The sequence below is a fragment of the Mammaliicoccus sciuri genome (assembly GCF_002901825.1).
Classification (GTDB): domain Bacteria; phylum Bacillota; class Bacilli; order Staphylococcales; family Staphylococcaceae; genus Mammaliicoccus; species Mammaliicoccus sciuri.
In genome coordinates, this window is record NZ_PPQD01000007.1 from 1 (window position 1) to 24,182 (window position 24,182).

Below are 24,182 nucleotides of genomic sequence, written 5' to 3' on the forward strand. Positions count from 1 at the left end.
AAGCTCATTTTTGATTGGTTAAGCCAATCACTCTGAAGTACTTTCAGTACTCAAATATTGGAATTAACGTTGACATATTGTCATTCAGTTTTCAATGTTCATCTAATTTGCGTCTAAACAATATTGTACTAAAAACAATGTTTGTTTTCAACTAATTTTGTTAACTTATTTTTAACACGTTTATAAATATATAACATTTATTTCGTATTAACAAGAGTCAATTTTACACTTTCAAGAAAAAGTTTTGATAACTTTTTTCGTTGTTGTGCTGTCGTTTTCAGCGACTTTTATATAATATCAAGCGAGATTTTAAAAGTCAACACTATTTAGCATCTTTTTTAACAAAAAATTAAAAAGCACAAGATTAAGGTGTAAATAGAATTTAATCTTGTGCTTTTTATCATTTCTTCAATGATTTACTGTCATTATTTAACTTTGATTTCTTTGCTTTTCTCTCTTCAAGAGACAACGCATTATATTTAGGTAATGTAATTAATTGATAAGCATTACATAATAATAATCCAAAGATTGTAAGATAAATCCAACTTGTATCTTCCACTCTTAAAAATGGTATAAGTTCTACAGTTGTCATAACAACCATAAAAAACATAGATGGAATCCATAAATTCTTTTTAGATTGTTTGTTTTTTATATTACTTGTGATGATTGCAAAAATAACAACAACTATTGGTAGCCATATAAATGATATGATTTGATCTGTTCCACCAAATCTTAAAAATCTAAAATACACTAAATCAAATATAGCAAATACAGTTACAACGATTTGTACATGTGGCCATATCTTTCCAAAGATACCTATGCCTAATTGATTAATGAATAAATAGATGAAATATGCAAGCTGACTTATAGTTGCTACAAGTAGTCCTACAACTAAGAACCATATTGAAGCTGCTATAAACTCACCTATTTCTCCAGCAAATAAATATTTCGTTACTTTATCATATCCAAAGATAAGTGACGCAATATATGTCACAACTACACCTATTAAAAGTGTATTTCTGTAAAATTGAATTAAATATTTTAAAGTCACTTGCTTACCTCCGCACTAATCTTCCTCTGTTATATTAATGATATTCTTAGCAATTTGACTATAAACTTTACCTAAATCTTCATGTTCTTTATAGATTGAAGGTGAAAAGTTATTTTCATCCCACTCAGGTTGACTTAATGGAAGTTCACCTAATAACGTCGTTTGAAGTTCTTGTGCTAATTTTGCACCGCCGCCTTTACCGAATACATATTCTTTATTTCCTGTTTCTTTACTTTGGAAGTAAGACATATTTTCGATTACACCTAAAATAGAATGTTCTGTATGTTTAGCCATTGCACCAGCTCTTGCCGCAACAAATGCTGCAGTAGGATGAGGTGTCGTTACAATAATTTCTTTGCTTGAAGGTAACATTGTATGTACATCTAAAGCTACATCACCAGTACCTGGTGGTAGATCAAGTATTAAGTAATCTAATTCTCCCCATTTAACTTCTGTAAAGAAACTTGTGATCATTTTTCCTAGCATTGGACCTCTCCAAATGACAGGCGCATTTTCTTCGACGAAAAATGCCATAGAAATAACTTTAACACCTTCACGCTCAACAGGAATAATTTGTTCGCCCTCGACTTCTGGCTTTTCTTGTATGCCCATCATATCTGGAACACTAAATCCATAAATATCAGCATCAACAAGTCCTACTTTCTTACCTTCTCTTGCAAGAGATACAGCTAAGTTAACAGCTACTGTTGATTTACCAACACCGCCCTTACCTGAAGCAATCGCAATAAATTCTACTGGATTATCTTTAGATAATAATCCTTCTATAGTTTGTTCTTCCATTACACCTTTGAATTTTTCTAATGCATCATCAGATAATTCGTCAAATCTTATCCCAACAGTTTTCGCACCATTCTCTTTTAAGAGATCTACAATTTCCATTTGTAAATCAAGTTGTGGTTGCCCACCTAGTTTAGCTATGGCAACTTTAACGCTCACATGTTCTTTTTCTTCTTTAATGCTAACTTCAACTATGCCGCCTGTTTCTTTAAGTGGTACATCTACAATCGGATCATATAACGCTCCCACAAGTTCTTTAACCTGTTCTACTGATAACAAAATCTACGACTCCCCTTCTAAAATAATTATCTACTTATCATTATATTAAGTGTAACAAAAAATTTAAACATACAGGTAGTTTATTGTTCAAAAAAAGGCTGAGATCATAATCTCAGCCTTTAAATCTACTTATTTTGAATGATTAGGTATTCTTGTGTTGCGATGTTTATTTTCTGATTTAATAAATATAGATAAGACAACTCCGAAAAATACAATAACAGTCAATACTAAGAAAGCAATATTGATACCGTGAATCATTGCTTCAGATTGTAATATCTTCGCAGTATTACCAGCATTGGCATGTTCTAATTGTGTTTTTGAAGGTTCAAAATTCTTAGCACCAATTGACATAATTGTTACTAATATACCTGTACCAATTGAACCAGCGATTGTTCTTAGTGTATTCATCATCGCTGTACCATGAGATAACACTTCGTTTGGAATTGCATTTAATCCTGCAGTATTAACAGGCATCATAATCATAGAAACACCAAACATTCTAATTGAATAAACAACTATTAAATACAATAATGACGTACTATCATTTAGAAATGCAAGCATGAACGTTGTCACTGTAATGATTGTAAAACCTATGATTGCCAACCATTTCGCACCATATTTATCGAATAAACGACCTGTCACAAGTGACATAACACCTGTAATGATTGCACCTGGCAACAATAGTAAACCAGAGATTAATGCTGAATAACCTCTTGCATCTTGCATATACATCGGCATTAATAAAGATGGTCCTATTAAAGATACCATTGAGAACACACCAATGATTGTTGTTAGTGCAAATGTTTTATACTTGAATACTCTTATATTTAATAATGGGGTTTCTAATTTTAACTGTCTAAATACAAAGATTACTAACGTTACAATACCAACAATTAAAGTAACGATAACAATTGGTGATGTGAATCCTAGAGATCCTGCGCTACTGAACCCATATAATAAAGATCCAAATCCTACTGTAGATAGAATAATAGATGGTACATCTAAGTGAACATCTTTTGGTTTAGAAATATTCGTTAAGTATTTCGCACCAAAAGCTAATGCTACAACCGCGAATGGAATGATTGTGTAGAATGGACTTCTCCAACTAAAGTTATCAACGAGATAACCAGACAATGTTGGACCTAATGCTGGGGCGAATGAGATAACGAGACCTGCCATACCCATCGCAAAACCACGTTTCTCTTTAGGGAATAAATTAAAGAGTACAAATTGCATAAGAGGCATCATAACACCTGCACCCATTGCTTGAAGTACTCTTGCTAACATTAATATTCCGAAGTTAGGCGATAAAGCGGCAACTAACGTACCGATTGTAAATGATAACATCGCCATTAAATAAAGTGGTCTTGTATTAAATTTATCCATTAAAAATGCTGTAGCCGGTATCATAACACCGTTGACTAACATAAATCCTGTCATTAACCATTGACCTTGGTTGGCATCGATTTTTAAATGCACCATGATTTCAGGTATTGCTGTATTTAATAAGGTTTGGTTTAAAATCGCCACAAAGGCACTTACTAACATAACAGCTACTACTAAATTTCTTTTACCTTTTGAAATGTCCTGAACATTCATGGTTTCAACTCCTTCCAAATATACCTTTGCTATTATGCACTATTTTATTTCGGAAATCAAAATAAATGTTTCATCGGTTTAAATTTTTGCTATCTGGATAGAAAATTTCAGTACATATATATAGAACAGTGATAATGACTAATATCACCCAAAACTCAATTTTAATTTGTGAATAATATATATGTACTGTGAAATAAAACATAATTGTGCTAACAGTTATCGTTAATAAATGAAAAGTCATGCCCTTGAAATACGGATTATCATTCAGTCTATTTTTAAATCTATCTAATAAAAATTCTATAGCGACAAGTGTAAAGTACCCAAACAATATATAACTACCATAATAGAACAAATTATCTATCATACTTTTATTGTAATTGAATTCCGCTAAGCCATAATAAATTAAAATTCTGCTTAATCCAAACATACCAAAAGAAAGTAGTACAATAAAAATTGCACCAGACAATGTGAAAATACTTATTATAATCAATATGGACAATAAATGAAAAATATCAAAACGCTTATTTTTTCTTTTCATACATTGTGACTCCCTCTAAATATGTTTTACCTTTAAAAACTTTTTCTTCTCTTTTCTTTAAATATAATTGACCAAATAATTGTCAATATAATGACTACTAACATAATATACAACATAATATTTTGAACACCATAACTTAAAAATGAAATATTCAATACATATATTGAAGAAACGATTAAAGATCCTGTTGTACTACCAATCGTCTTAAATAATGTATAAATCGACATCATAGAACCTAGTTGGTGATGTGGCGCTTCTTCTTGAACAACGACAACATCTTTTGTATATACTGTACCAAAAGATACTCCCATTACAAAAACAGCAAATGGTATGATTACAATCCATTCGACGCCTGTTAAAATAGCAAAGCTACCAACAAACATTGCCAGGAAAGCTAACATATAAATAAATTTCAATTTAAGTTGATCTAATCTGCCAAGTACAAACGTGATAAACAACCAACCTACCGACATTGGAAAAATGATTAAACCACTTTGTAATGGTGTAAAGCCTTGTTCATTTTGTAAATAGATTGGCATAAAAATAGTGTAGCCCATTAACATTGTTGAATAAATCATATCTGTAAACAACACGAGAATGATTTTTCTATTAAATGCTTCAACGGGTACAAATGGATTTCGCATACGTGTCTCCACTTTATAGAGTAATACGACAAATCCAACTAATAATATGAAGCAAATCACACGTACAATAAATGGTATATGTTCTGCAACGATTAGTAAAAAGCTTGCGACTACGCCATAAAATATAAATAACCCTTTATAATCTAATTTAGTTTTCTCTACTTTCTCTTGTTCAAAATTAAAATACTTAATAACCAACCACATTGAAACTAAAGCTATAGGTACGTTGATATAAAATAGAAAGCTCCAGTTTAAAGATTCTAATATTGCGCCACCTAACAGTGGTCCTACAATACTAGATATCCCCCAAACACTACCAACAATACCCATCACTTTATATCTTCTCGGAATTGGAAAAGCAAGTTTAGGTATAACTTGACCTAAAGTCATCATGACACCTGCACCTAAACCTTGGATGATTCTAGAAATGACAAGCAACGGGAAACTATGTGTCATTTCACTTAACCCACAAAATACACTTCCAATAATAAATACAGATATCCCTAATAACACCACTAACTTAATATTAATTCTCTTTACAAGTTCACCAACTATTGGCGTCATAAACACAACCGCTATTAAATATACTGTAAAGATTAATGCAACTTCCGTATCAATATTAAAGTCTTTTTGCATTGTTGGTGTCGCTAAAGATACGATTGATGTTTCTATAGCACTCATAAACATAATAAGTACTAAAGCCAACACAATTCCTTTGTTCTTAGTCATAATTCACGCTCTTTCGTATACAATATTTCCGTTAACAATTGTTAATTTAGCTTGAATTTGTGCTAAATCTTGACGGTTAACTTTAAATGGATTTTGATCTAACACAGTGAAATCCGCTTCATATCCTACTTTAATTTTTCCAGTACGGTCAGTTGTTTGACCAATCTCACTCGCAAGCGTTGTATATAACCGTAACGCATCAAATACGGATAGTGCTTCTTCTATGAAATACGCACCTTCTTCACCGTACGTTTGTCTATTAACTGCCGCATGAATACCTAGCATCGGATTCGGAGTTTCAATCGGTGCATCTGAACCGCCACCTATTATAATACCTAAGTCTAACATTGACTTGAATGGATATAAATATCTAGCTCTTTCTTTGCCTACTTTATCTTGAACCCATGGAAAATCACTTGTAATAAATTGTGGTTGTACATCACAAATCACTGGTAAATTCGCAACGCGTTGTAATAACGCTTCATTTAACGTACTAATATGAATTAATCTATCTCTGAGTCCGTTCTGCACAGGATATTTTTCTATTGCATCCAATACCATTTCACAAGCTTTGTCACCAATCATATGAACTGCTATCGCACCATTATATTTTCTTGCGATTTTTACTTTTTCTTCGAGTTCTTCTTGAGTAAATATCGCAAGTCCATAATTTGTTCCAGTCGGATCATTAGAATAAGGTTCTTTCAACAATGCTGTACTGCCACCAAAAGCACCATCTGCATAAAATTTCATAGCATCAGGTTCTATCCATTTATCAATAAAAGTCGCTTGTTCTTCCATCATTTGTTCATAAACACTAAAGTGGCGTAACAATCGTACTCTAAATGGCTTTTGATCTTCACCTGGTCCTACAACTGTTTTATAAGCATTTAAGACATCTTTATAATCTTCGTAATATCCTAAATCTTCTGTATGCGATCCTGTTATACCATATTGATATAAATATGTAATCGCGTTATTTAAATGTTTAGTAAGAGACTGTTCATCTTCATTTGAAGCTAATTCTTCAAATGGTTCCATAGCTGTATCATATAGCCAACCAGTCAGTTCACCTTCTTGTTTTTCATATGAACCACCGTCAGGATTTTCTACATCATTTGTCATATCTAAAATCTCTAATGCTTTTGAATTTACGATTGCTGCATGTCTACATACTCTTTTAACAATAACCGGATTATTTTTGCATAACGCATCTAAATCAAATTTATTAAGTCTAATGCCATTTAATAAATTTTCATCATAACCTTCAGCAACTAACCATTCACCTGGTTGTAATGTTTGGGCTTTCTGTCTAATTTTTTGTTTTACATTTTCAATATTGGTCTCACCATTTAAAATGACTGATGATAACCAAACACCAGTCCCCATAACATGAATATGTGTTTCAACAAATCCAGGAAACATCGTTCCACCTTTTAAATCGATTGTTTCATAATCCGTTGTTTGAAGTTGGTTTAAATCTTTTTGTGATAAAACAGCTTCTATCATACCATTGTCTACAATTACACCTGCATATGTATCATCTGGTTTTTCCATTGTATATATTGTTCCGTTCTGATATAACTTTTTCATTCGATTCAGCCCCTTTATACATTCAAGTTTATTCTAATTCTACATATTTAATAGTAAAAAAGACACCGATAAAATCGATGTCTCCTATTTTAATTTTATAAAGTTAATTTTTATTGTATGACATGCTTAACGGCAGCAACTAATGCTTCCGTTCTTTCTTCACCAAAATATGCTTTATATCTATCATCTGCATCATACATATTTATGATTTCTATGTGTTTCTCTTCTGTATAATTTGGCCAACTATATGTTAACCATTCTCTGTGTAACTTAGTCACTTCTTCTTGTCTTTCCAATGTTGCTCCTTGGTCTACAATATTATCAAGTTCTTCTACTAGTTTCTTTTCAATTTGATTTTTACCTTTAATTTCATCTTTGGTCATATCGAGAAACTGATCATCAGTCTGGTCAATTTTATGGCCGCTTCTATCTTCAACTGTTTCTCCCTGAATCTCTTCGTTAATATTTAGCTTGTCACGATCGAATGTTTCAAAATCTCTTTTTTCTGACATTATGATTTCCCCCTATTCATATCGTATAACATTTAATATTATCTATTTACCCGTTTTGCAAAAAAATAACAAAAAGAGCGGGATAGAAATCTCAATATTCTAAAGAGATTACATATTCCGCTCACTATTCTTATTTCAATCGTCTTTGTTCACCTTTTTTAAGATGTTCATTAAACGTTTGTTTATTATTTCTACGTTGGTGTTTAATCAGTAATACAAATGCATATATTAATATTAGACCGAATATAAGTGAAACAATGCCCATAAACTGTAAACCATTTTGTTTACCGCCACTAAATACAAAGTAATAAAAGAAATAGCCTTGAATTAAAATAATAATTGTAAGAACCGTATAATACAAACGATAGTTCATCTTATCCTCCTACATAAAGTACATAATTGCTAGAAAATGAAATACTGAAGCAATCAAAATGAAGAAGTGCCAAATCATATGGAAGTACTTTTTATCTTTTTGAGCATAGAACCAAGCACCTACTGTATAACTAAGACCACCAAATAAAATAAACAACATAAATATTAACGATGTCTTATTGATAACTGATGGTAACATGAGAACACCCATCCAACCCATGATTAAATACATCGCTAAACTTAATTTATGATTAACGTTCTTAGCTGTTGATTTATATACAATTCCCCAAATTGTAATCCCCCATTGGACTGCCATAATAAGCCAACCTAACCAGCCGCCAACTAAAGATAATGCAATAGGAGTATAAGTCCCACAAATTGCGATATAAATCATACTATGATCAATAATTCTCATAATGTATTTCTGAGGTGATGAAGATGACATTGAGTGATAAACAGCAGATGATAAAAACATCAGCATAATACTGATAATATATATAGATACACTCGTCGATTTAAGTGCACCATCACTAATATAACTTTCTACTGCTGCGTATGGTAAGAAGAATAACAGAAAGAAAGCAGGGACACCATGTGAAACTGCATTTCCGACTTCTTCGCCAAAGGAAAGTGGCATAATATCTTTGAAAGCTTCTTTAACTTTCCCATTTTTTCTAGGATGAGACTTTGTATAGTTGATTTGTTCCATTCATATACCTCTTTTTATAATAGTTGATTGTTCTCTAAATCTCTTTGAGCTGTTTCAATACTGTCTTGTCCTTCTTTATTCTTTAAAGGACTAAATTCTTTCGTTCTATCTACTTGTAGTGTAGCAAATGTGTCTGCATATTGGAAAATATCAAAATAAAACAGTTCGAATTTCAATGACTCTTCTTCTACAACGCTGAAGTCTTCATCTAATTGTTTTAACTTCTTAACTGCTAAATGATACGGCAATGGTTTAGAAGCCGCTTCTATAAGGAAATCTAATTTAAATACATGAATACCTATATTAGCATTCTCTAATTTATCAACATCATCTTCAGATAGCTCAGAATACTCTAATACACGTTTTTTATCATCTATTGATACAAGGCGACCAACTTTTTCACCACTATGTGCTTTAATAGATTTAGTTGTTACATCACTATTATGCTCTACTGTAAATCCAACAAATTCAGGATCCAGAACTTTTACGAGCGCGTTATCAATGTTGTTTAAAAATAAGTATTCCACGCCATTTTCTTTCATTTCAGCAAGTAACTTTGTTTTCTCTAGAGATTTGAATACACCACCATTACCATTAGGTGTACGCATCACTCTTTTATTTGTATCTAAAATTAATTGACCATCTGTTGTTAAAGATACAATGTGATCTTGCTTGAAGAAGTGAATATAATTTTCATCGTAATCAAAGTATTTATTCTCTAAGAAAAATGACAGCGTATCTTTATGATTTACGTCACTTGTCATAATATACCAATGAATAGGTGTACCAATTTCTTCTTTTAATTGCTTTAATTGTTCTGCTTGTCTTTCGAATAAACTTTTGTCATTAAACGAGAACGTACCCTTTGGTCCTTTATGACCTAATCTTGTACCTTGCCCACCAGCCATTAATAATACCGCAAATTTACCATCTTTAATCGCTTGTATCCCAAGTGAACGGTAAGATTTCAGTTGTTCTTCTGAAAGTTGATCTTTAACTTCAAACTCAACTTGTTCTATATTATCTGCAACATCTATTGTCTTTCTATTTATGTATACATCTTGATATAGTTTATCTATTTCATCTAAATCTAATTGATTAATATCAGATTCTAATTGTTCTTTCTCACTTTGGCTCATCACTTTAGTATATTCTAAAATGTGATTTTGACCATGTTCTATTAGGTTTGTTTCATCTAGCATTATAATACCTCCGAAAATTTGACTCATTCTTATTATACGACTTTAGAACGATTTGTCTAAAAATATCATAAAAAATTTATAATTAAAATGATTATTTCAAAATTAAATGGGTATTTATAATAATGTGTTGCTTTAAACACAAAATATCCCTATATATAATAGGCCAAGGAGGATTTTATTATGAGTTTAGGAGATAAGTTTAACGATGCAAAAGACAAAGCAGTTGAAAAAGGTAAAGATCATGTAGAAGAGAATAAAGACGAATATACTGAAAAAGGTAAAGACTTCGCTAAAGATAAAGGCGAAGATTTAAAAGGTAAATTCGGAAAATAACATAATGTTTAATGGAAGCTAAGACACTACCTTTTGTCTTAGCTTCTTTTTTATATAAACAATCGATAAATATCTTTCCACCATAAAACGACCGTGATAATGGTAAATGCAGATGATAGACTTAAATCCATAACACCGCCCGTTCTAAATACAATGGGTAATTTAACTGAGACATTTAAAGGATAAAATAGTTTAACGCCTCTTGGTGTTAACATATCTAAAATAATATGCGATAACATACCTAATATAATCGAAACTAAATATGGTTCTGGTGCGGATATGCTTCTCAATCCCCAAAATATTAAAAATAGAAATAATAATGAATGGGTAAACGTTCGGTGTCCAAAAATTAATCTAACAATAAAACTAATAGGAAATATTTTCTTGCCTAGATTACTTTTGAAATGACAAATATCTGGGACCAAACTTGCTACGCCACACAAACTTACAATCGTAAATGAAGTAAAAATATCTTCTCCATAATAAATACTTAATGATGACCCGATGAATATACCGCAAGAGAGATGTGTTTTTCCTGTCATATTAATGTTTCCTCTTTTCAATTACTTTATTTTATTTTACCATAAAATACCGAACAAGTATACGAACACTTTGTGACTTTATAGTGATATACCTCACATAATTACAATTCAAATGACAAAATTGTGAAAAGAATCACATAAGTATTGATTTGTTATTAATCCCTGTTAAACTATAGTTGTAAGTCATATTAAACATAACCCTATACCATTGTTGAAATAACCCCCTTATTTCACAATTAAAAAAACGTTCATCCTTCGCGATGAACGTTTTTTTATTTAGCTTGCTTTATTTAATTGCGTTTCTTGATGATAATCACTTTGAGTGGTTTCATTGTTGCTTGATTGTTGAGCGCGATTTTGACTTTGCCCTTCTCTATTTGTATTCTCATCTTGTTGGTTCGTGTTTCGAGAAGGATCTGTTTGATTATTATCCTCTTCGTATGGTTCATTACTTTGTTCATTTGATCCTTGATTAGAATCTTCATTTGTGTTTGAGTGTTGTTGATCATGATGACCTTGATTATTTTGATCATTTTCTTTAGGTAATGAACAGCCATCATCATTACATAAGTAACCATCACGTGATAAATTTTGCCAAGCTCTCGTAAATTCTATTGTATTTTCTGCTTTATCACATTCCGCTTGAGAGTTACCTTGATTTAATAAACAATTTCTAGCTACTGTATAAGCTTCTGTATCAAACGTTTCAGTTTCATTGTGATTGTTTGGTTTAACACCATTTACATTTTCTTCTACTGGAATTTCATCTGTAGATTGTTGATTGTTATTATCATTTTGTTCGTTCTGATTATTATTATTTGGTTTTGATTTTTCTTCTTTAGTTTTAACATCTTCACCTGTCGATTCTGCAGTTGTTTTTTCTTCAGTAGTAGTCGTTTCAGATGATTTTTCGTTATCATTATGTTCATTATTCTTAGAAGTTTGGTTGTCACATGCTACTAGAAATAATAAGCAAACTGTTAAGAGACCATAAATCCATTTCATAGAATCACTCCTCGGCCTTTTTGCTTTTTCTTTCTTACTATTCATTAAAGACACTTCTTTCTTATAAAATAATTAAGCATTTAATAAAACATAAGAATATCATACATGATAAACTAACATTAGTAAAAACTATTGTAACATGTAGGAGGTATTAAATATGTATAGAAATGTTAAAAAGGATGAGTGGACAGGTAGAACAGATAGTACAACATTGCGTTCTGCTTTTAGATTTCATCAAATCGTTGATTCAATTCATATTGAGAAAGAAGACATTACACCAAAGAAAGAATTCGAAAATCAAGTTAATATGGCACTTATAGGTTTTGAATGCGATGAAGGTGTTTCTAGAAATAATGGTCGATCAGGTGCTGTAGATGGTCCTAAACATTTTAGAAAAGCCTTAAGTCCTTTACCAATACATAATGAGTATTTACATTTAACTGACTACGGAGATATCATTTGCCACAAAAATAAAATGGAAGAAGCGCAATCAGAACTTGGAGATAAAATCTCAAACATATTATTACATAATGACTTTACAGTTATTATCGGTGGTGGTCATGAAGTATTATATGGCCATTATTTAGGCGTAAGAAAAGCCAACAAAGACAAAAAAATTGGCATCATCAATATAGACGCACATTTTGATATGAGAGATTACGATGAGAAACCATCTTCTGGCACAATGTTTAAACAGATTTTAGATCAAGACGATCAAGTTGGTTATTTCGTGCTAGGCATTCAGAAAAATGGTAATACAAAAGCACTCTTCGAAAGAGCTGATGAATACGGTGTCCAATACATTCGTGAAGATGAGCTTCGTAGCCATTTATCAATAGAGACTATTACTTCTATTAATTCATTTATTGAAGGATATGACGAAATCCTCATTACATTATGTACAGATTCGATAGATGTAAGTTATGCGCCTGCAGTAAGTGCACCTTGTATTATGGGCTTACAACCTCAAATTGTTCAAACAATTTTACAATTAGTTACAAACTCAAACAAAAGTTCAAGCATTAGTATTGCTGAACTATCACCAAGATTCGATATAGATAATCGAACTGCAAGATTACTTGCTAATATTGCATCGAATATTTATCACGATCAAGCAGAAGTTATTCAATCACAGTGGGAGTCCTAAATCATGTCAGAATTTAAAAAAGGTATTATTTATGCAATATTTGCATATATTATTTGGGGTGTCCTACCAATTTATTGGAACCTCGTAAGTGAAATTGGACCATTCGAAATTTTGGCACATCGTATTATATGGTCAGCAGTATTCATGTTATTACTGCTATTATTTACAAAACAATTTCCAATGTTCAAAGCAGCAACGATTAAATTATTTAAACAAAAGAAAATGCTATTCGCTATTATCATCGCTGGTTATATTATTACAGTGAACTGGGGTACATTTATCTGGGCTGTTAATAATCACCATGTACTACAAGCAAGTCTTGGTTATTACATCAATCCGTTAATGAGTATTTTCCTAGCTTTTATTTTCTTAGGAGAACGATTCTCAATAGCTCAATGGGTAGCTATACTATTAGCATTTGTCGGTGTTATTTATATGACTTTTCAAGTTGGCGAATTTCCATTCGTTTCAATATTACTCGCAACATCATTTGCGCTTTATGGGTTAATCAAGAAAGTTGTAGATATCGATGCATTTAGTAGTATTACGATAGAATGTATCGTAACATTACCAGCAGCACTTATTTATATCTTCTACTTATCACAACATAATGCCGTTACATTTGGTATGAACAGTTCAAGCGGATGGTTATTACTTTCTGGTGCTGTTACAGCTGTTCCATTAATTTTATTTAGTGCTGGAGCAAGAAGAATACCACTATCATTAACAGGCTTTATACAATATATCGGTCCAACTATCATGTTCTTTATCGGTATATTCTTGTTAAACGAACATTTCGATGTTGATCAATTTATTACATTCATATTTATCTGGGCAGGTATTATCATATATAGCTACAGTAAATATGTAGAACTTAATCGCAATAGAAAAAAATTAACAAAAGAAGCTAGCTAAAAAACAATAGAAGCAATAAATAAAGGGTGAGACATTTATTGATGTCTCACCCTTTATTTATTAATATATATCGCCACAAGTTGTAGCTAATAATGCTTTAATTGTATGCATTCTATTTTCTGCTTGTTGGAATACTTTCGAATAATCTGATCTAAATACGTCATCTGTCACTTCCATACTTGTTACACCAAATTTTTCGAAACAAAGCGCGCCCATTTCAGTATTCAAATCATGAATAGCTGGTAAGCAATGTAAAAATAAAGTTTCATTTTTACCAGTTAAATTAATTAAGTTTTGATTAACTTGGTAATCTTTAAGTAATTCAAAGCGTTCTTCCAATTGTTGTTCCTCACCCATTGAACACCAAACATCTGTATATATGATATCACTGCCGTAAATACCTTCTTGGATATTATCTGTAATTAATATCTCACTTCCAGATTCTTTACTAAATGACAATGCCATATTTTGAACTTCTTCATTTGGTTGGAGTGATGATGGTGCAACAATATGAATATTCACACCTAAAATTGCACTCGTAACGAGCAACGAGTTCGCAACATTATTGCGTCCATCTCCTATAAACGTCAAAGTCTTTCCTTCGTATGTACCAAAGTATTCTTTAATTGTCATAAAGTCTGCTAACATTTGTGTAGGATGCCACTCATTTGTTAAGCCATTCCATACTGGTACGTTCGAAAATTGAGCTAAATCTTCTACTGTCTTTTGTTCAAATCCTCTAAAAGCAATACCATCAAACATGGATCCAAGTACGACTGCTGTATCTTCAACAGATTCTTTCTTACCTAACTGTAAATCATCTTTACCTAAATAAGACACACTTGCACCCATCTTAGTTGCAGCTACTGTGAAAGCTGAACGTGTTCTCGTTGATTGCTTTTCAAATAATAAAGCGATATGTTTCCCGTTTAAATAACGGTGTGGGATCTGATGCTTTTCTTTGAATTTTAATTCCATTGCCAAATCAATAAGCGATTCTAATTCTCCTTTAGAAAAATCAACTTCTTTTAAAAAACTTGTCTTGTTTAATTCCTTTAACATAGATAACTTCGTCCCAATGAAACCAGCTCCTCATTTATTTATAAAGATAATATTACAACATAGCATTCTGTTTGTAAATAGTTATTCAATATATTGCATAAAAATACTATCATCAATTAGTATGACATAATAATTAAAAAATATAACACATTTTCTCGTTTTTCTATTGAAAACGGATACATAATGCGTTATGATGTAGTCATCAAACAAAAGGATGTGTTTAGATATGGCAATGAGAGTATCAAAGGACAATAATCAAGTTCATATTCAATGGAGAGTAGCGGACATTACAATTCCAAATAATGAAATTAAAAACATTAAAGAGGATCAAGATATTCACGCTTTGTCTAATGAAGCCCAAGATCATATCGTAAGAATTGGCTCAACTTTTGGCAAAACAAATCGTGTGATTATCGAAACAAATGATAAAGAATATATTATTTATACACATGCTGATAAGAAAGTTTACAACGAACTTACTAAAGAAGCTTAAGTTCAAACTTTCAGGCATTTTAAATAAACACCGCGAAGTCATATAAAGCTGACTTCGTGGTGTTATTTATATGGCATTTTCAAATTGAATTATTATGATACATTTTTAAAGCATGCTAACATATAAGAAAGGAGTGATGATCAATATGTTAAGAGACTTAAAAGGGCTCAATGCAGTCATTACAGGTGGCTCTAAAGGTATCGGTAAATCAATCGCGATTGCATTAGCTCACGAAGGCGTCAACGTTGCAATTGCAAGTAGAAATATTGATACTTTAAAAGCAACAGCCGATGAACTTAAACAATATGACGTCAAAGTATTTTATAAAGAAACTAATATTGCGCACCAAAAAGATGTGCAACGTTTTATAGAAGATTCATATCATGCATTAGGCTCTATTGATATCGTGATAAATAATGCAGGTATTATGAAGAACAATTCATTTTTAGATGTAAGTGAATCTGAGTTTGATCAATTATTCGAAACAAATGTTAAAGGTATATATTACGTTTTACAAGAAGCATTACCACATCTCGTAAGACAAAAAAGCGGAGATGTTATTAATATCGCTTCAATGTCTGGTTTAAAAGCCAGTGCAACAAGCAGTATCTATTCTGCTACTAAATATGCAGTAATTGGTATGACTGAAGGTATTATGCAAGAAATGAGAAAACATAACATCCGAGTATCATATTTAACCCCTTCAGCTGTATTAACAGACTTAATTGGAGAAACACAATTACAAGAAGATACAATGACGCATCCAGAAGATATAGCAGACGTAGTCATATCACAATTGAAACTACAACCAAGAACATTTATGAAGACAGCACAAATCTGGGCTACTAACCCAACACCAAAAGAATAGGAGAGATAACAATGTATGTTGTAACAAATAGAATTAAAATGAAAAAAGGTTATGCAGAAAAATTAGCACCAATGTTTACTAAAGGTGGCGCATTACAAGAAATGAAAGGTTTCATAAAAGTTGAAACTTGGAACATGCAAGACATTGATGACAATGACGAATTACATGTAAATATGTGGTGGGAAGAACTAGAAGACTTTGAAGCATGGAAAACGAGCGATGCATTTAAACAAGCACATAGTCGCGGTGGAGACAGTAATAAAGACAAAGGTGAATCACCAATGTTAGGATCTAAAATCGCAATCGCTAAAGTCGAAACAACAATCGATCCAAAATAATAGTATAAAAACGGACAAACTGAACTATTTAAGTTCATTTTGTCCGTTTTTTAATTTAAAAGAAAATATGAGCTAATATTACAATTATCGGTAATGCAATAATTGTACGCATAATATAAATCATGAAGAGTTTCCCTAGGCTTACTGGTATTTTCGAACCGAGTATAACGCCCCCTACTTCTGATAAATATATTAATTGTGAAATACTTAAAGCACCTACGATAAATCTTGTCATATCACTTGGTACATTACTAATAAGTAATGATGGTAAGAACATATCTGCAAAACCGATTAATAATGTTTCAGACATTTCTTTTGCATATGGTATTTGCATTAATTCTAATAATGGTACAAATGGTGCACCTAAAATACTAAATGTTGGTGTATATTCAGCAACAATAGTTGCTAATGTACCGATTGTCATAACGACTGGTAGTACTGCTAACCACATATCCAATACAGTTTTCACACCATTGATAATGAATTGTTTAAAGTCAGGTGATTTTACAGCTTTTTGAGTTGCTTGTTCAAATCCCCATGATATTGGATTATGCGTTTTTGGAATAGATTCATTTAATTGTTCAGTACTTCCGTTTGAATACTTATCTGGAATTTGTTTAAGTGGCCAAATTCTAGGCATTATAAAAGCTGCTACAACACAAGCTAAAATAACGGATAAATAAAATTTAAAGAAATAATCCATTAAGCCAATTGTTTGAGCAATGACAATTGCAAATGTGATGGATACAACAGAGAATGTTGTCGCAATGACAGTTGCCTCTCGACGTGTATAAAAGCCTTGTTCATATTGTTGACTTGTAATCATTACGCCTACAGTTCCATCACCAATAAATGAAGCTAGATTATCAACAGTTGATCTACCAGGTAATTTAAATACTGGTCTCATAATTGGCGCAAACATTGGCCCTAAAAACTCTAATAAACCAAAGTCCATTAATAATGGAAGGAATAAACCTGCAAAGAAGAATACTGCAAGCAATGTTGGTAATAAATCATTGTAAACCATTAATCCAGTATTTTCATTTACAACTATACCAGGTCCAAAATCGAAATAAATGAATATTGCAAATATCGCACCTATTATTCTAATTACGACCCAAATCCAATTGACGTTAAACAATTCGTTCGCTATAGATCTCTTAGTAGAAGTACTGAATATCGTAGAATAGATTAATGTCATTACTGCAGAGAAACTAATTAAAAGCATTATAATTAGTCCAGCATAGTCACCTATCCAATCTAAAGCTGTATTTGCAAGGTATGCAACAGGTAAACTTGTTTCTTTCTCCCCTTTATCGTCAGTTACCGTAACGGGAACTAAAAATAAATATATTCCTAGCACTGATAATATAATAAACTTTAACCTTCCTACTAAAACGCTCGTCTCTTTCATACTTTCTCTCCTTTTCGCAAGACTAACTATACACAATAATTAATAAATATTCAATACTATTCATCTCTAATTGTATTATATATTTTTATGTAAGCGCTGTCATCAAAAATAATAGATTTATTAATTAAATTTATATATATAACATTAAAGAAATCTTACTTCTATATTATTAATATTTTAAATATTCAAACTACTGTATAAATCCCGTATTATCATATTGAACTAACGTGCTTACTTAGCATTTTTATACAATTAATCTTGAGTCGCTTTTATATTGTTCGGGTATTAAATTTTATCTGTATTTTTACAAATCACACTGTTATAATCATGATTATATGTCAAAGAGAAGGAGTTATATGATGTCGAAACCTCGATTAATTACATTTATGTTAAGCGTATTTGTTGTGGGAATGGTTGAACTAATGATTGCAGGTATACTTACTTTAATGAGTAAAGATTTGAATGTATCAGAAGCAATTGTAGGACAACTTGTAACAGTTTATGCATTAACATTCGCAATTAGTGGTCCCATACTTGTTAAACTCACTAAAAACGTCTCACCAAAGACTATATTATTAGTAAGTATGGCTATATTTATTTTAGGAAACGGGATAATTGCGATTTCACCTAACTTTACAATACTAGTAATAGGTAGAATACTATCTTCAGCGGCTGCTGCAATTATTGTCGTGAAGATTTTATCTTTAACTGTTGTGTATTCAAATCCAAGCGAACGCGGGAAAATGATTGGACTTGTTTATACTGGTTTCAGTGCAGCTAACGTACTTGGTGTTCCTCTAGGCACTAAAATAGGTGATTTAGTAGGTTGGAGAATGTCATTTGTATTTATATCTACAGTAGGGATTATTGCACTTATACTTATTATTTTTAATGTAGCAAGTAATAAAATAGATACAGTAGAATCTTCTAATCAAAGCCAAGATTACAAAGTCGTTCATCCGTTAGAAATTGTAAAATATTTAAGCATAACTTTCCTTATATTAGCGGCAAATTATGTTGTCGTAACGTATATTAGTCCGTTACTATCTGTGTATGGATATGATTTAAATATCGTATCACTTGTACTACTCGTAGCTGGTATCGGTGCAATTATTGGTACTTCATTAGGTGGATATATTACAGATGCATTAGGCAGTAAAAAGTGGCTATTAATTTCATTAAGTACTTATACAGTACTAATGCTTGTATTTGAACAATTCTTACCTATACTTGTTATTACATTAATAGGCGTATTTGCTTGGAATATTGTCCAATGGGGATCAAATCCACCTATCCAAATCGGTATCATCTCTCAAATTGAAGGAGATACAAGTGCGGCAATGAGTTGGAATATGTCTAGTTTAAATGCAGGAATAGGCGCTGGTTCATTATTAGGTGGTATATTTGTATCATACTTTAATGTTGTATCTAGTCTATATGTAGCTGGTGCATTGAGCTTCATTGCATTCCTAATTTGTTTAACGATTAAGAAACAACCAAAGACTCAAAAAGCATAAAAAAAGCGAGTGAGATATTTATCTCACTCGTCTTTTTTTATACTTTATTGTAATTCTTTATTGCTTTTTGATTGGTTTTCTTCATCTGATGATGCGTTCTTTTGTTCGTATTCTTTTCTACTCATAACATCATCAACGTGCATATTTACTTCAACAACTTCAAGTCCAGTCATATGTTTAACTTGCTCTTTAACTAAGTCCGCAACTTTTTTGAAGATTTTAGGAGCTGATTCGCCATATTCTAAAATTACTTTTAAATCTACAGCTGCTTGTTTTTCTCCTACTTCAACAGAAACCCCTTGAGTTACGTTATTTCCAGATGTGAAACGATCAGTTAAGCTAGAAGCAAAGCCGCCTTTCATATCTAAAATACCTCTAACCTCTCTAGCAGCAATTCCAGCAATTTTTTCTACTACTTCATCTGAAAATGATAATGTATTTGAAAATTGTTGCTCTTGAGCTTGAGCTTGTTGTTGTTGAGCTTCGCGCTCTTGTTCATTTACCCCTGTTTGTTCATTGTAACTACTTTTTACTTTGTTGTTGTCTACGTTTGCCATAATAGATTCTCTCCCTTTAATTTATAATTTGTTTATTTGCATTATTTATATTGTAAGCAGTCTAACTTATTCTATTTAAGAAATTTAAGAACTGCTGTGTACAATCTTTAATATACCCCAACCCTACACCTATTAAACATAGGACTAGGATTAAAACTGTTTTCCAAAAACCAATTGTTAAAAATAGTACTGCTAATATTAACATTGCGATAAAACCAATAATTCTCCATTTATATTCTTTAATAAAATTAATGAATTGATTTGGATCTTGATTTTCATTTGGCATAATCGGAACCTCCTATCCTTAGTCTTATAAAACTCTTGTGTCACTCGATTTTTGATCTCTGACATTAATCTCAATATTTTTTACAGGTATTTCTGAGAAATGCTCAACATTTTCCTTAATATCTGATTTAATTCGATCCGTTAATGTTTGAATTTGGCCTGTATCTGAAACCACAAAGAAATCAGCTTTGATTGTTGCATAAGATTTATTTTTCTTATTATACAGTTTAGAAATAACATTTGGTTGACGTACTTCATCGTATTTTTGAATAGTACGATAAACACATTTTTCAACTGAATTTCTCGTAATATAAATGTGACCATCCTCATAGTCACGATGTAAGCCTGGCTTTTTATGTGTTGGTTTAAATGTTGCAAAGAACATCAATATACCAAAGAATATTAATACGCCTGCACAAGCAATCAACGTTGGTTCAAACCAATTATATTTTAATAATTCTTGTTGATAGCTCTTAATTTGGCTAATATCCAAGTACATAAAAAGAAGCGTGCCTACAACTACTATTATGAATAAGCCTAGGAAAAAATTCTTTAATCTTCTCACTGGCAACTGCACCTCCTATGTAAAGTTCTATTACTACTCATAGTTATACCCCTAAAACGATTTTGAAAACTAAATTTTTTAATTTAAGTAAACTTTTTTGGAACATGTTAATAAATCTTAAAATTTGTAGTAATTAAAAACTAAAAAACTCTCTTCCATTATAGAAAGAGAGTTCATTATTATATATGCGTTGATTTTTGCATTAAGTATAAGAAATAGGGAGCACCAACTATTGCAACGATAATACCTGCTGGAAGTCCGTTAGGTTCTAATACAATTTTACCAATTGTATCTGCTACAACAAGTAAAATCGCACCGTTTAACACTGCAATTGGTAAATATAATTGGTGTCTCGGTCCAACAATACTTCTTGCTATATGTGGTCCCATTAAGCCGACGAAACCAATTCCGCCTGCTACTGAAACTGCAGCTGATGATAATACAACAGCTAAGAATACAAGTAGTATTCTTTCTCTATTATTATTAATACCGAAAGAAACGGAAATTTGTTCATTCGTACTTAATACATTTAATACATTTGCTTTATAGAATAAGAATGGCATGACAATAGCTAACCATGGGATAAATGCGAACACAAACGGCCATTCATCTCCCCATATATTACCTGCAAACCATCTTGCGATAAATTCCATTTGATCTTGATCAAATGTAGACATAATTGTAATAGATGCACCACTCAGAGCAGTAGATAAACCTACACCTATTAAGACCATTCTTACAGGGTTTATACCTTCTCCACGTTTATGACTGAATATGAAAATAACCATTGCAGTTGCTAAACCGCCGAGCATACTTACAATTGGTAATACATATACAAAATCTCCTGCTTTTATCGTACCAACAACAAGAAATAGTGTAATCATAAACCCGCTTCCTGCATTAATACCAAGAATACCTGGTTCTGCTAAAGGATTCTTCGTAATACTTTGTAGGATTGCACCACTTAGTGCTAAACTTGCACCTGCAAGTATTGTGATGAGCATTCTAGGCATTCTAAATTCAAATAATACCATTGTATCTAGTTCATTACCTTGTCCAAAAATCGTCTTAAAAAATTGTGTAAAGGACATATTAAATTCACCAGTTGTCATAGCAAATCCCATAGAAGCAATAAGTGCGATAACTAATATAATAAATGTAATACGCTGCTTTTTAATTATTTTAGGATGTATCATAATATTTTACCGTCCCTTCTTACAAGATAAAGGAAGAACGGCACACCGATAATTGAGATAACAGCTCCAATAGGTGCTTCTCCTAACATTCTTGCAATCATATCTGCAAATAACAGGATAAAACCTCCAAGAACTGCTGATAAAGGTATCACACGTTTATAATCAGTTCCAACCATGAATCGAACAATATGTGGCACCATTAATCCGACAAATGCGATTTGTCCAACGATTGAAACCGCTATACCTGCTAGGAACATTGTAGCAATTAGACTCGTGTATCTAACAAATGTACTATTTTGACCTAATCCTTTTGAAAGTGTATCACCTAAACTAAGTATTGTAAGTTGTCTACTCATGATAATAAGGACAATTAAAATAACAATAACAATCGGTGTAGAGATCATAAGTTGTTTCCAAGTTGTACCACTTACACCACCAACACTCCAGAATGTTAATGTTTGATTTAATCTAAATATTAAAGCAATCCCTTCACTTGCAGCTGTTAAAAGCGCAGATACTGCAGCACCAGCAAGTACTAATCTCATTGGGCTGAACCCACCTCGTTTAGATGAGCCTACACTCATAACGAGTATGCCACCTATACCAGCACCTACAAATCCAGCAAGCATTAATGTGAAATAACCTGCATTAGGTATAACGGCTAAAGTTAAAGCAAGCATCATACTCGCACCAGCATTAAGCCCTAATAAACCAGGGTCAGCTAAGCCGTTACGTGTAACACCTTGCATGACAGCACCGGATACAGCAAGTGCCATACCAACAATGACAGCACCTATTTCTCTCGGAATTCTTATTTCTCTTAATATATTATGTTCTTCTATTTTTGGATTATAATGAAAAATCGCATCATAAACCACTTGTATCGAAGTCGTCTTTGCACCAAATAAAAATGACAGAAGTAAAACAGCTACAAGTAACATGATTGTAACTGTTAGTATAATGGGATAGCGATTAACTTTTAATGATTTAGTCTGAGTCATTGAGTTGCCATCCTTTATAACTTCGTATAGTGCTTACATAATAAATTATATGTTACAAGCATTGGTTTTCCAGTTCGTGGGTCTGTAGAGAGCTCTGCATCAATATTGAAGACTTCTTCCAATATTTCATTTGTTAAAACTTCTTCTGTTTGACCTTGTGCAACAATTTCACCAGATTTCATAGCAATTAAATGATCTGAAAAACGAATTGCTTGGTTAATATCATGTAATACCATAATAATTGTACAACCTTGTTCTTTATTTAATTCTTGTACAAGCTCTAAAATTTCTAATTGGTGTGAAATATCTAAATAAGTAGTTGGTTCATCTAAAAAGATGATATCTGTTTTTTGTGCGAGAGCCATTGCAATCCAAACACGTTGTCTTTGACCACCACTTAAATCGTTAATCGATCTATATTTAAATTCATGCGTACCTGTTACATTTAAAGCCCATTCAATTTCCTCTTTATCTTGTTTTGATAATCTACCGAAACCTTTTTGATGAGGAAATCTACCATAAGATACGAGTTCTCCAACTGTTAATCCATCTGCAACATCAGGAGATTGTGGCAAAATAGCAATTTTTTTAGCTATTTCTTTAGTTGAAGTTGAATGTAAATTCTTACCATCTAACAATACTTGACCTGTTTGTACATTTAATATACGACTTAAAGCTTTTAATAAAGTAGACTTACCACAACCATTTGGTCCAATTATAGAAGTCACTTTGCCATCTGGTATTTCAAGATTCAATTCATTAACTATTAATTTTTCACCATAACCTATTGAAATAGCTTCTCCCGTTAAACGATTCATAAAGAACCCTCTTTCCATTAAAATTAACTCTATTTATATGACATTTTCATTAATTGTATATATCTGTAAATGATAATCATTATCATCTTTCACATTCATG

Annotated in this window: 27 protein-coding genes; 7 read left to right on the top strand and 20 right to left on the bottom strand. The window is 31.9% G+C overall.

Annotation, left to right across the window (positions count from 1 at the left end):
- Positions 1-400: 400 nt before the first annotated feature.
- The 10 genes from CD035_RS01730 to CD035_RS01775 form a co-directional block, all read right to left on the bottom strand.
- Positions 401-1,051 carry a KinB-signaling pathway activation protein gene (locus CD035_RS01730; protein ID WP_048540107.1) on the bottom strand — a complete coding sequence of 217 codons (651 nt, stop codon included), beginning with the start codon at positions 1,049-1,051 and terminating at the stop codon, positions 401-403.
- A 15-nt stretch (positions 1,052-1,066) separates the two neighbouring features.
- The gene (locus tag CD035_RS01735) at positions 1,067-2,128 is read right to left on the bottom strand and encodes an Mrp/NBP35 family ATP-binding protein (protein ID WP_048540105.1); all 1,062 of its coding nucleotides are present in this window, start codon (positions 2,126-2,128) and stop codon (positions 1,067-1,069) included.
- A gap of 129 nt (positions 2,129-2,257) precedes the next feature.
- Positions 2,258-3,727 carry an MDR family MFS transporter gene (locus CD035_RS01740; protein ID WP_048540103.1) on the bottom strand — a complete coding sequence of 490 codons (1,470 nt, stop codon included), beginning with the start codon at positions 3,725-3,727 and terminating at the stop codon, positions 2,258-2,260.
- A gap of 70 nt (positions 3,728-3,797) precedes the next feature.
- Complete coding sequence (locus CD035_RS01745) at positions 3,798-4,265, bottom strand: SepA family multidrug efflux transporter (RefSeq protein ID WP_048540101.1); 468 nt, start codon at positions 4,263-4,265, stop codon at positions 3,798-3,800.
- A gap of 32 nt (positions 4,266-4,297) precedes the next feature.
- Positions 4,298-5,638, bottom strand: a complete 1,341-nt coding sequence (sdrM, locus tag CD035_RS01750) for a multidrug efflux MFS transporter SdrM (RefSeq protein WP_048540099.1) — start codon at positions 5,636-5,638, stop codon at positions 4,298-4,300.
- A 3-nt stretch (positions 5,639-5,641) separates the two neighbouring features.
- Positions 5,642-7,231, bottom strand: a complete 1,590-nt coding sequence (locus CD035_RS01755; protein WP_048540097.1) for an amidohydrolase — start codon at positions 7,229-7,231, stop codon at positions 5,642-5,644.
- 110 nt (positions 7,232-7,341) lie between these two features.
- Complete coding sequence (locus CD035_RS01760) at positions 7,342-7,743, bottom strand: TipAS antibiotic-recognition domain-containing protein (RefSeq protein WP_048540096.1); 402 nt, start codon at positions 7,741-7,743, stop codon at positions 7,342-7,344.
- Between the two features lie 130 nt (positions 7,744-7,873).
- Positions 7,874-8,116, bottom strand: coding sequence for a hypothetical protein (locus CD035_RS01765; RefSeq protein ID WP_048540094.1), 243 nt, complete (start codon positions 8,114-8,116; stop codon positions 7,874-7,876).
- Between the two features lie 9 nt (positions 8,117-8,125).
- Complete coding sequence (trhA, locus tag CD035_RS01770; RefSeq protein WP_048540092.1) at positions 8,126-8,824, bottom strand: PAQR family membrane homeostasis protein TrhA; 699 nt, start codon at positions 8,822-8,824, stop codon at positions 8,126-8,128.
- A 14-nt stretch (positions 8,825-8,838) separates the two neighbouring features.
- A complete protein-coding gene (locus tag CD035_RS01775; RefSeq protein WP_048540090.1) occupies positions 8,839-10,026 on the bottom strand; it encodes a UTP--glucose-1-phosphate uridylyltransferase in 1,188 nt (395 codons plus the stop codon).
- Positions 10,027-10,206: 180 nt separating this feature from the next.
- Here CD035_RS01775 and CD035_RS13855 point away from each other — a divergent pair, with 180 nt between their 5' ends.
- Positions 10,207-10,359 (top strand): hypothetical protein, encoded by a 153-nt coding sequence (locus tag CD035_RS13855; protein WP_167388692.1) that lies wholly within the window; start codon positions 10,207-10,209, stop codon positions 10,357-10,359.
- 50 nt (positions 10,360-10,409) lie between these two features.
- Here CD035_RS13855 and CD035_RS01780 read toward each other — a convergent pair whose 3' ends face one another.
- Both CD035_RS01780 and CD035_RS01785 read right to left on the bottom strand, forming a co-directional pair.
- Entirely contained in the window at positions 10,410-10,901 is a 492-nt protein-coding gene (locus tag CD035_RS01780) for a metal-dependent hydrolase (protein WP_048540088.1), read from the bottom strand.
- A gap of 276 nt (positions 10,902-11,177) precedes the next feature.
- Complete coding sequence (locus CD035_RS01785) at positions 11,178-11,906, bottom strand: hypothetical protein (RefSeq protein ID WP_048540087.1); 729 nt, start codon at positions 11,904-11,906, stop codon at positions 11,178-11,180.
- Positions 11,907-12,063: 157 nt separating this feature from the next.
- Between CD035_RS01785 and hutG the strand changes: the two genes are divergently transcribed.
- Together hutG and rarD are read left to right on the top strand one after the other, a co-directional pair.
- Entirely contained in the window at positions 12,064-13,053 is a 990-nt protein-coding gene (gene hutG, locus CD035_RS01790; protein WP_048540085.1) for a formimidoylglutamase, read from the top strand.
- Between the two features lie 3 nt (positions 13,054-13,056).
- On the top strand, positions 13,057-13,968 hold the full coding sequence (gene rarD / locus CD035_RS01795; RefSeq protein WP_103354167.1) for an EamA family transporter RarD: 912 nt from the start codon (positions 13,057-13,059) through the stop codon (positions 13,966-13,968).
- Between the two features lie 60 nt (positions 13,969-14,028).
- Here the strand turns inward: rarD and argF are convergent, their stop codons facing one another.
- On the bottom strand, positions 14,029-15,030 hold the full coding sequence (gene argF / locus CD035_RS01800) for an ornithine carbamoyltransferase (protein ID WP_048540081.1): 1,002 nt from the start codon (positions 15,028-15,030) through the stop codon (positions 14,029-14,031).
- A 226-nt stretch (positions 15,031-15,256) separates the two neighbouring features.
- Between argF and CD035_RS01805 the strand changes: the two genes are divergently transcribed.
- The 3 genes from CD035_RS01805 (at position 15,257) to CD035_RS01815 (ending at position 16,729) form a co-directional block, all read left to right on the top strand.
- On the top strand, positions 15,257-15,523 hold the full coding sequence (locus tag CD035_RS01805; RefSeq protein WP_025904965.1) for a SunI/YnzG family protein: 267 nt from the start codon (positions 15,257-15,259) through the stop codon (positions 15,521-15,523).
- Between the two features lie 145 nt (positions 15,524-15,668).
- On the top strand, positions 15,669-16,391 hold the full coding sequence (locus CD035_RS01810; RefSeq protein ID WP_048540079.1) for an SDR family NAD(P)-dependent oxidoreductase: 723 nt from the start codon (positions 15,669-15,671) through the stop codon (positions 16,389-16,391).
- Between the two features lie 11 nt (positions 16,392-16,402).
- Positions 16,403-16,729 (top strand): heme oxygenase, encoded by a 327-nt coding sequence (locus tag CD035_RS01815; protein WP_048540077.1) that lies wholly within the window; start codon positions 16,403-16,405, stop codon positions 16,727-16,729.
- Between the two features lie 55 nt (positions 16,730-16,784).
- Here the strand turns inward: CD035_RS01815 and CD035_RS01820 are convergent, their stop codons facing one another.
- Complete coding sequence (locus CD035_RS01820; RefSeq protein WP_048540075.1) at positions 16,785-18,143, bottom strand: YjiH family protein; 1,359 nt, start codon at positions 18,141-18,143, stop codon at positions 16,785-16,787.
- 359 nt (positions 18,144-18,502) lie between these two features.
- Here CD035_RS01820 and CD035_RS01825 point away from each other — a divergent pair, with 359 nt between their 5' ends.
- Positions 18,503-19,660, top strand: coding sequence for an MFS transporter (locus tag CD035_RS01825; RefSeq protein WP_048540073.1), 1,158 nt, complete (start codon positions 18,503-18,505; stop codon positions 19,658-19,660).
- Positions 19,661-19,704: 44 nt separating this feature from the next.
- Here the strand turns inward: CD035_RS01825 and CD035_RS01830 are convergent, their stop codons facing one another.
- The 6 genes from CD035_RS01830 to CD035_RS01855 all read right to left on the bottom strand — a co-directional run bounded on the left by CD035_RS01830 (position 19,705) and on the right by CD035_RS01855 (position 24,082).
- On the bottom strand, positions 19,705-20,217 hold the full coding sequence (locus CD035_RS01830; RefSeq protein ID WP_048540072.1) for an Asp23/Gls24 family envelope stress response protein: 513 nt from the start codon (positions 20,215-20,217) through the stop codon (positions 19,705-19,707).
- 61 nt (positions 20,218-20,278) lie between these two features.
- Positions 20,279-20,506: a DUF2273 domain-containing protein gene (locus CD035_RS01835; RefSeq protein ID WP_369919472.1), complete on the bottom strand. Its 228-nt coding sequence runs from the start codon at positions 20,504-20,506 to the stop codon at positions 20,279-20,281.
- A 21-nt stretch (positions 20,507-20,527) separates the two neighbouring features.
- The gene (amaP, locus tag CD035_RS01840) at positions 20,528-21,067 is read right to left on the bottom strand and encodes an alkaline shock response membrane anchor protein AmaP (protein ID WP_048540111.1); all 540 of its coding nucleotides are present in this window, start codon (positions 21,065-21,067) and stop codon (positions 20,528-20,530) included.
- Positions 21,068-21,246: 179 nt separating this feature from the next.
- Complete coding sequence (locus tag CD035_RS01845; RefSeq protein ID WP_048540071.1) at positions 21,247-22,263, bottom strand: FecCD family ABC transporter permease; 1,017 nt, start codon at positions 22,261-22,263, stop codon at positions 21,247-21,249.
- Positions 22,260-23,264: a FecCD family ABC transporter permease gene (locus CD035_RS01850; protein ID WP_048540068.1), complete on the bottom strand. Its 1,005-nt coding sequence runs from the start codon at positions 23,262-23,264 to the stop codon at positions 22,260-22,262. The genes CD035_RS01845 and CD035_RS01850 overlap by 4 nt, the downstream gene beginning before the upstream one ends.
- A 14-nt stretch (positions 23,265-23,278) precedes the next feature.
- On the bottom strand, positions 23,279-24,082 hold the full coding sequence (locus CD035_RS01855) for an ABC transporter ATP-binding protein (protein WP_048540067.1): 804 nt from the start codon (positions 24,080-24,082) through the stop codon (positions 23,279-23,281).
- Between the last annotated feature and the right edge of the window lie 100 nt (positions 24,083-24,182).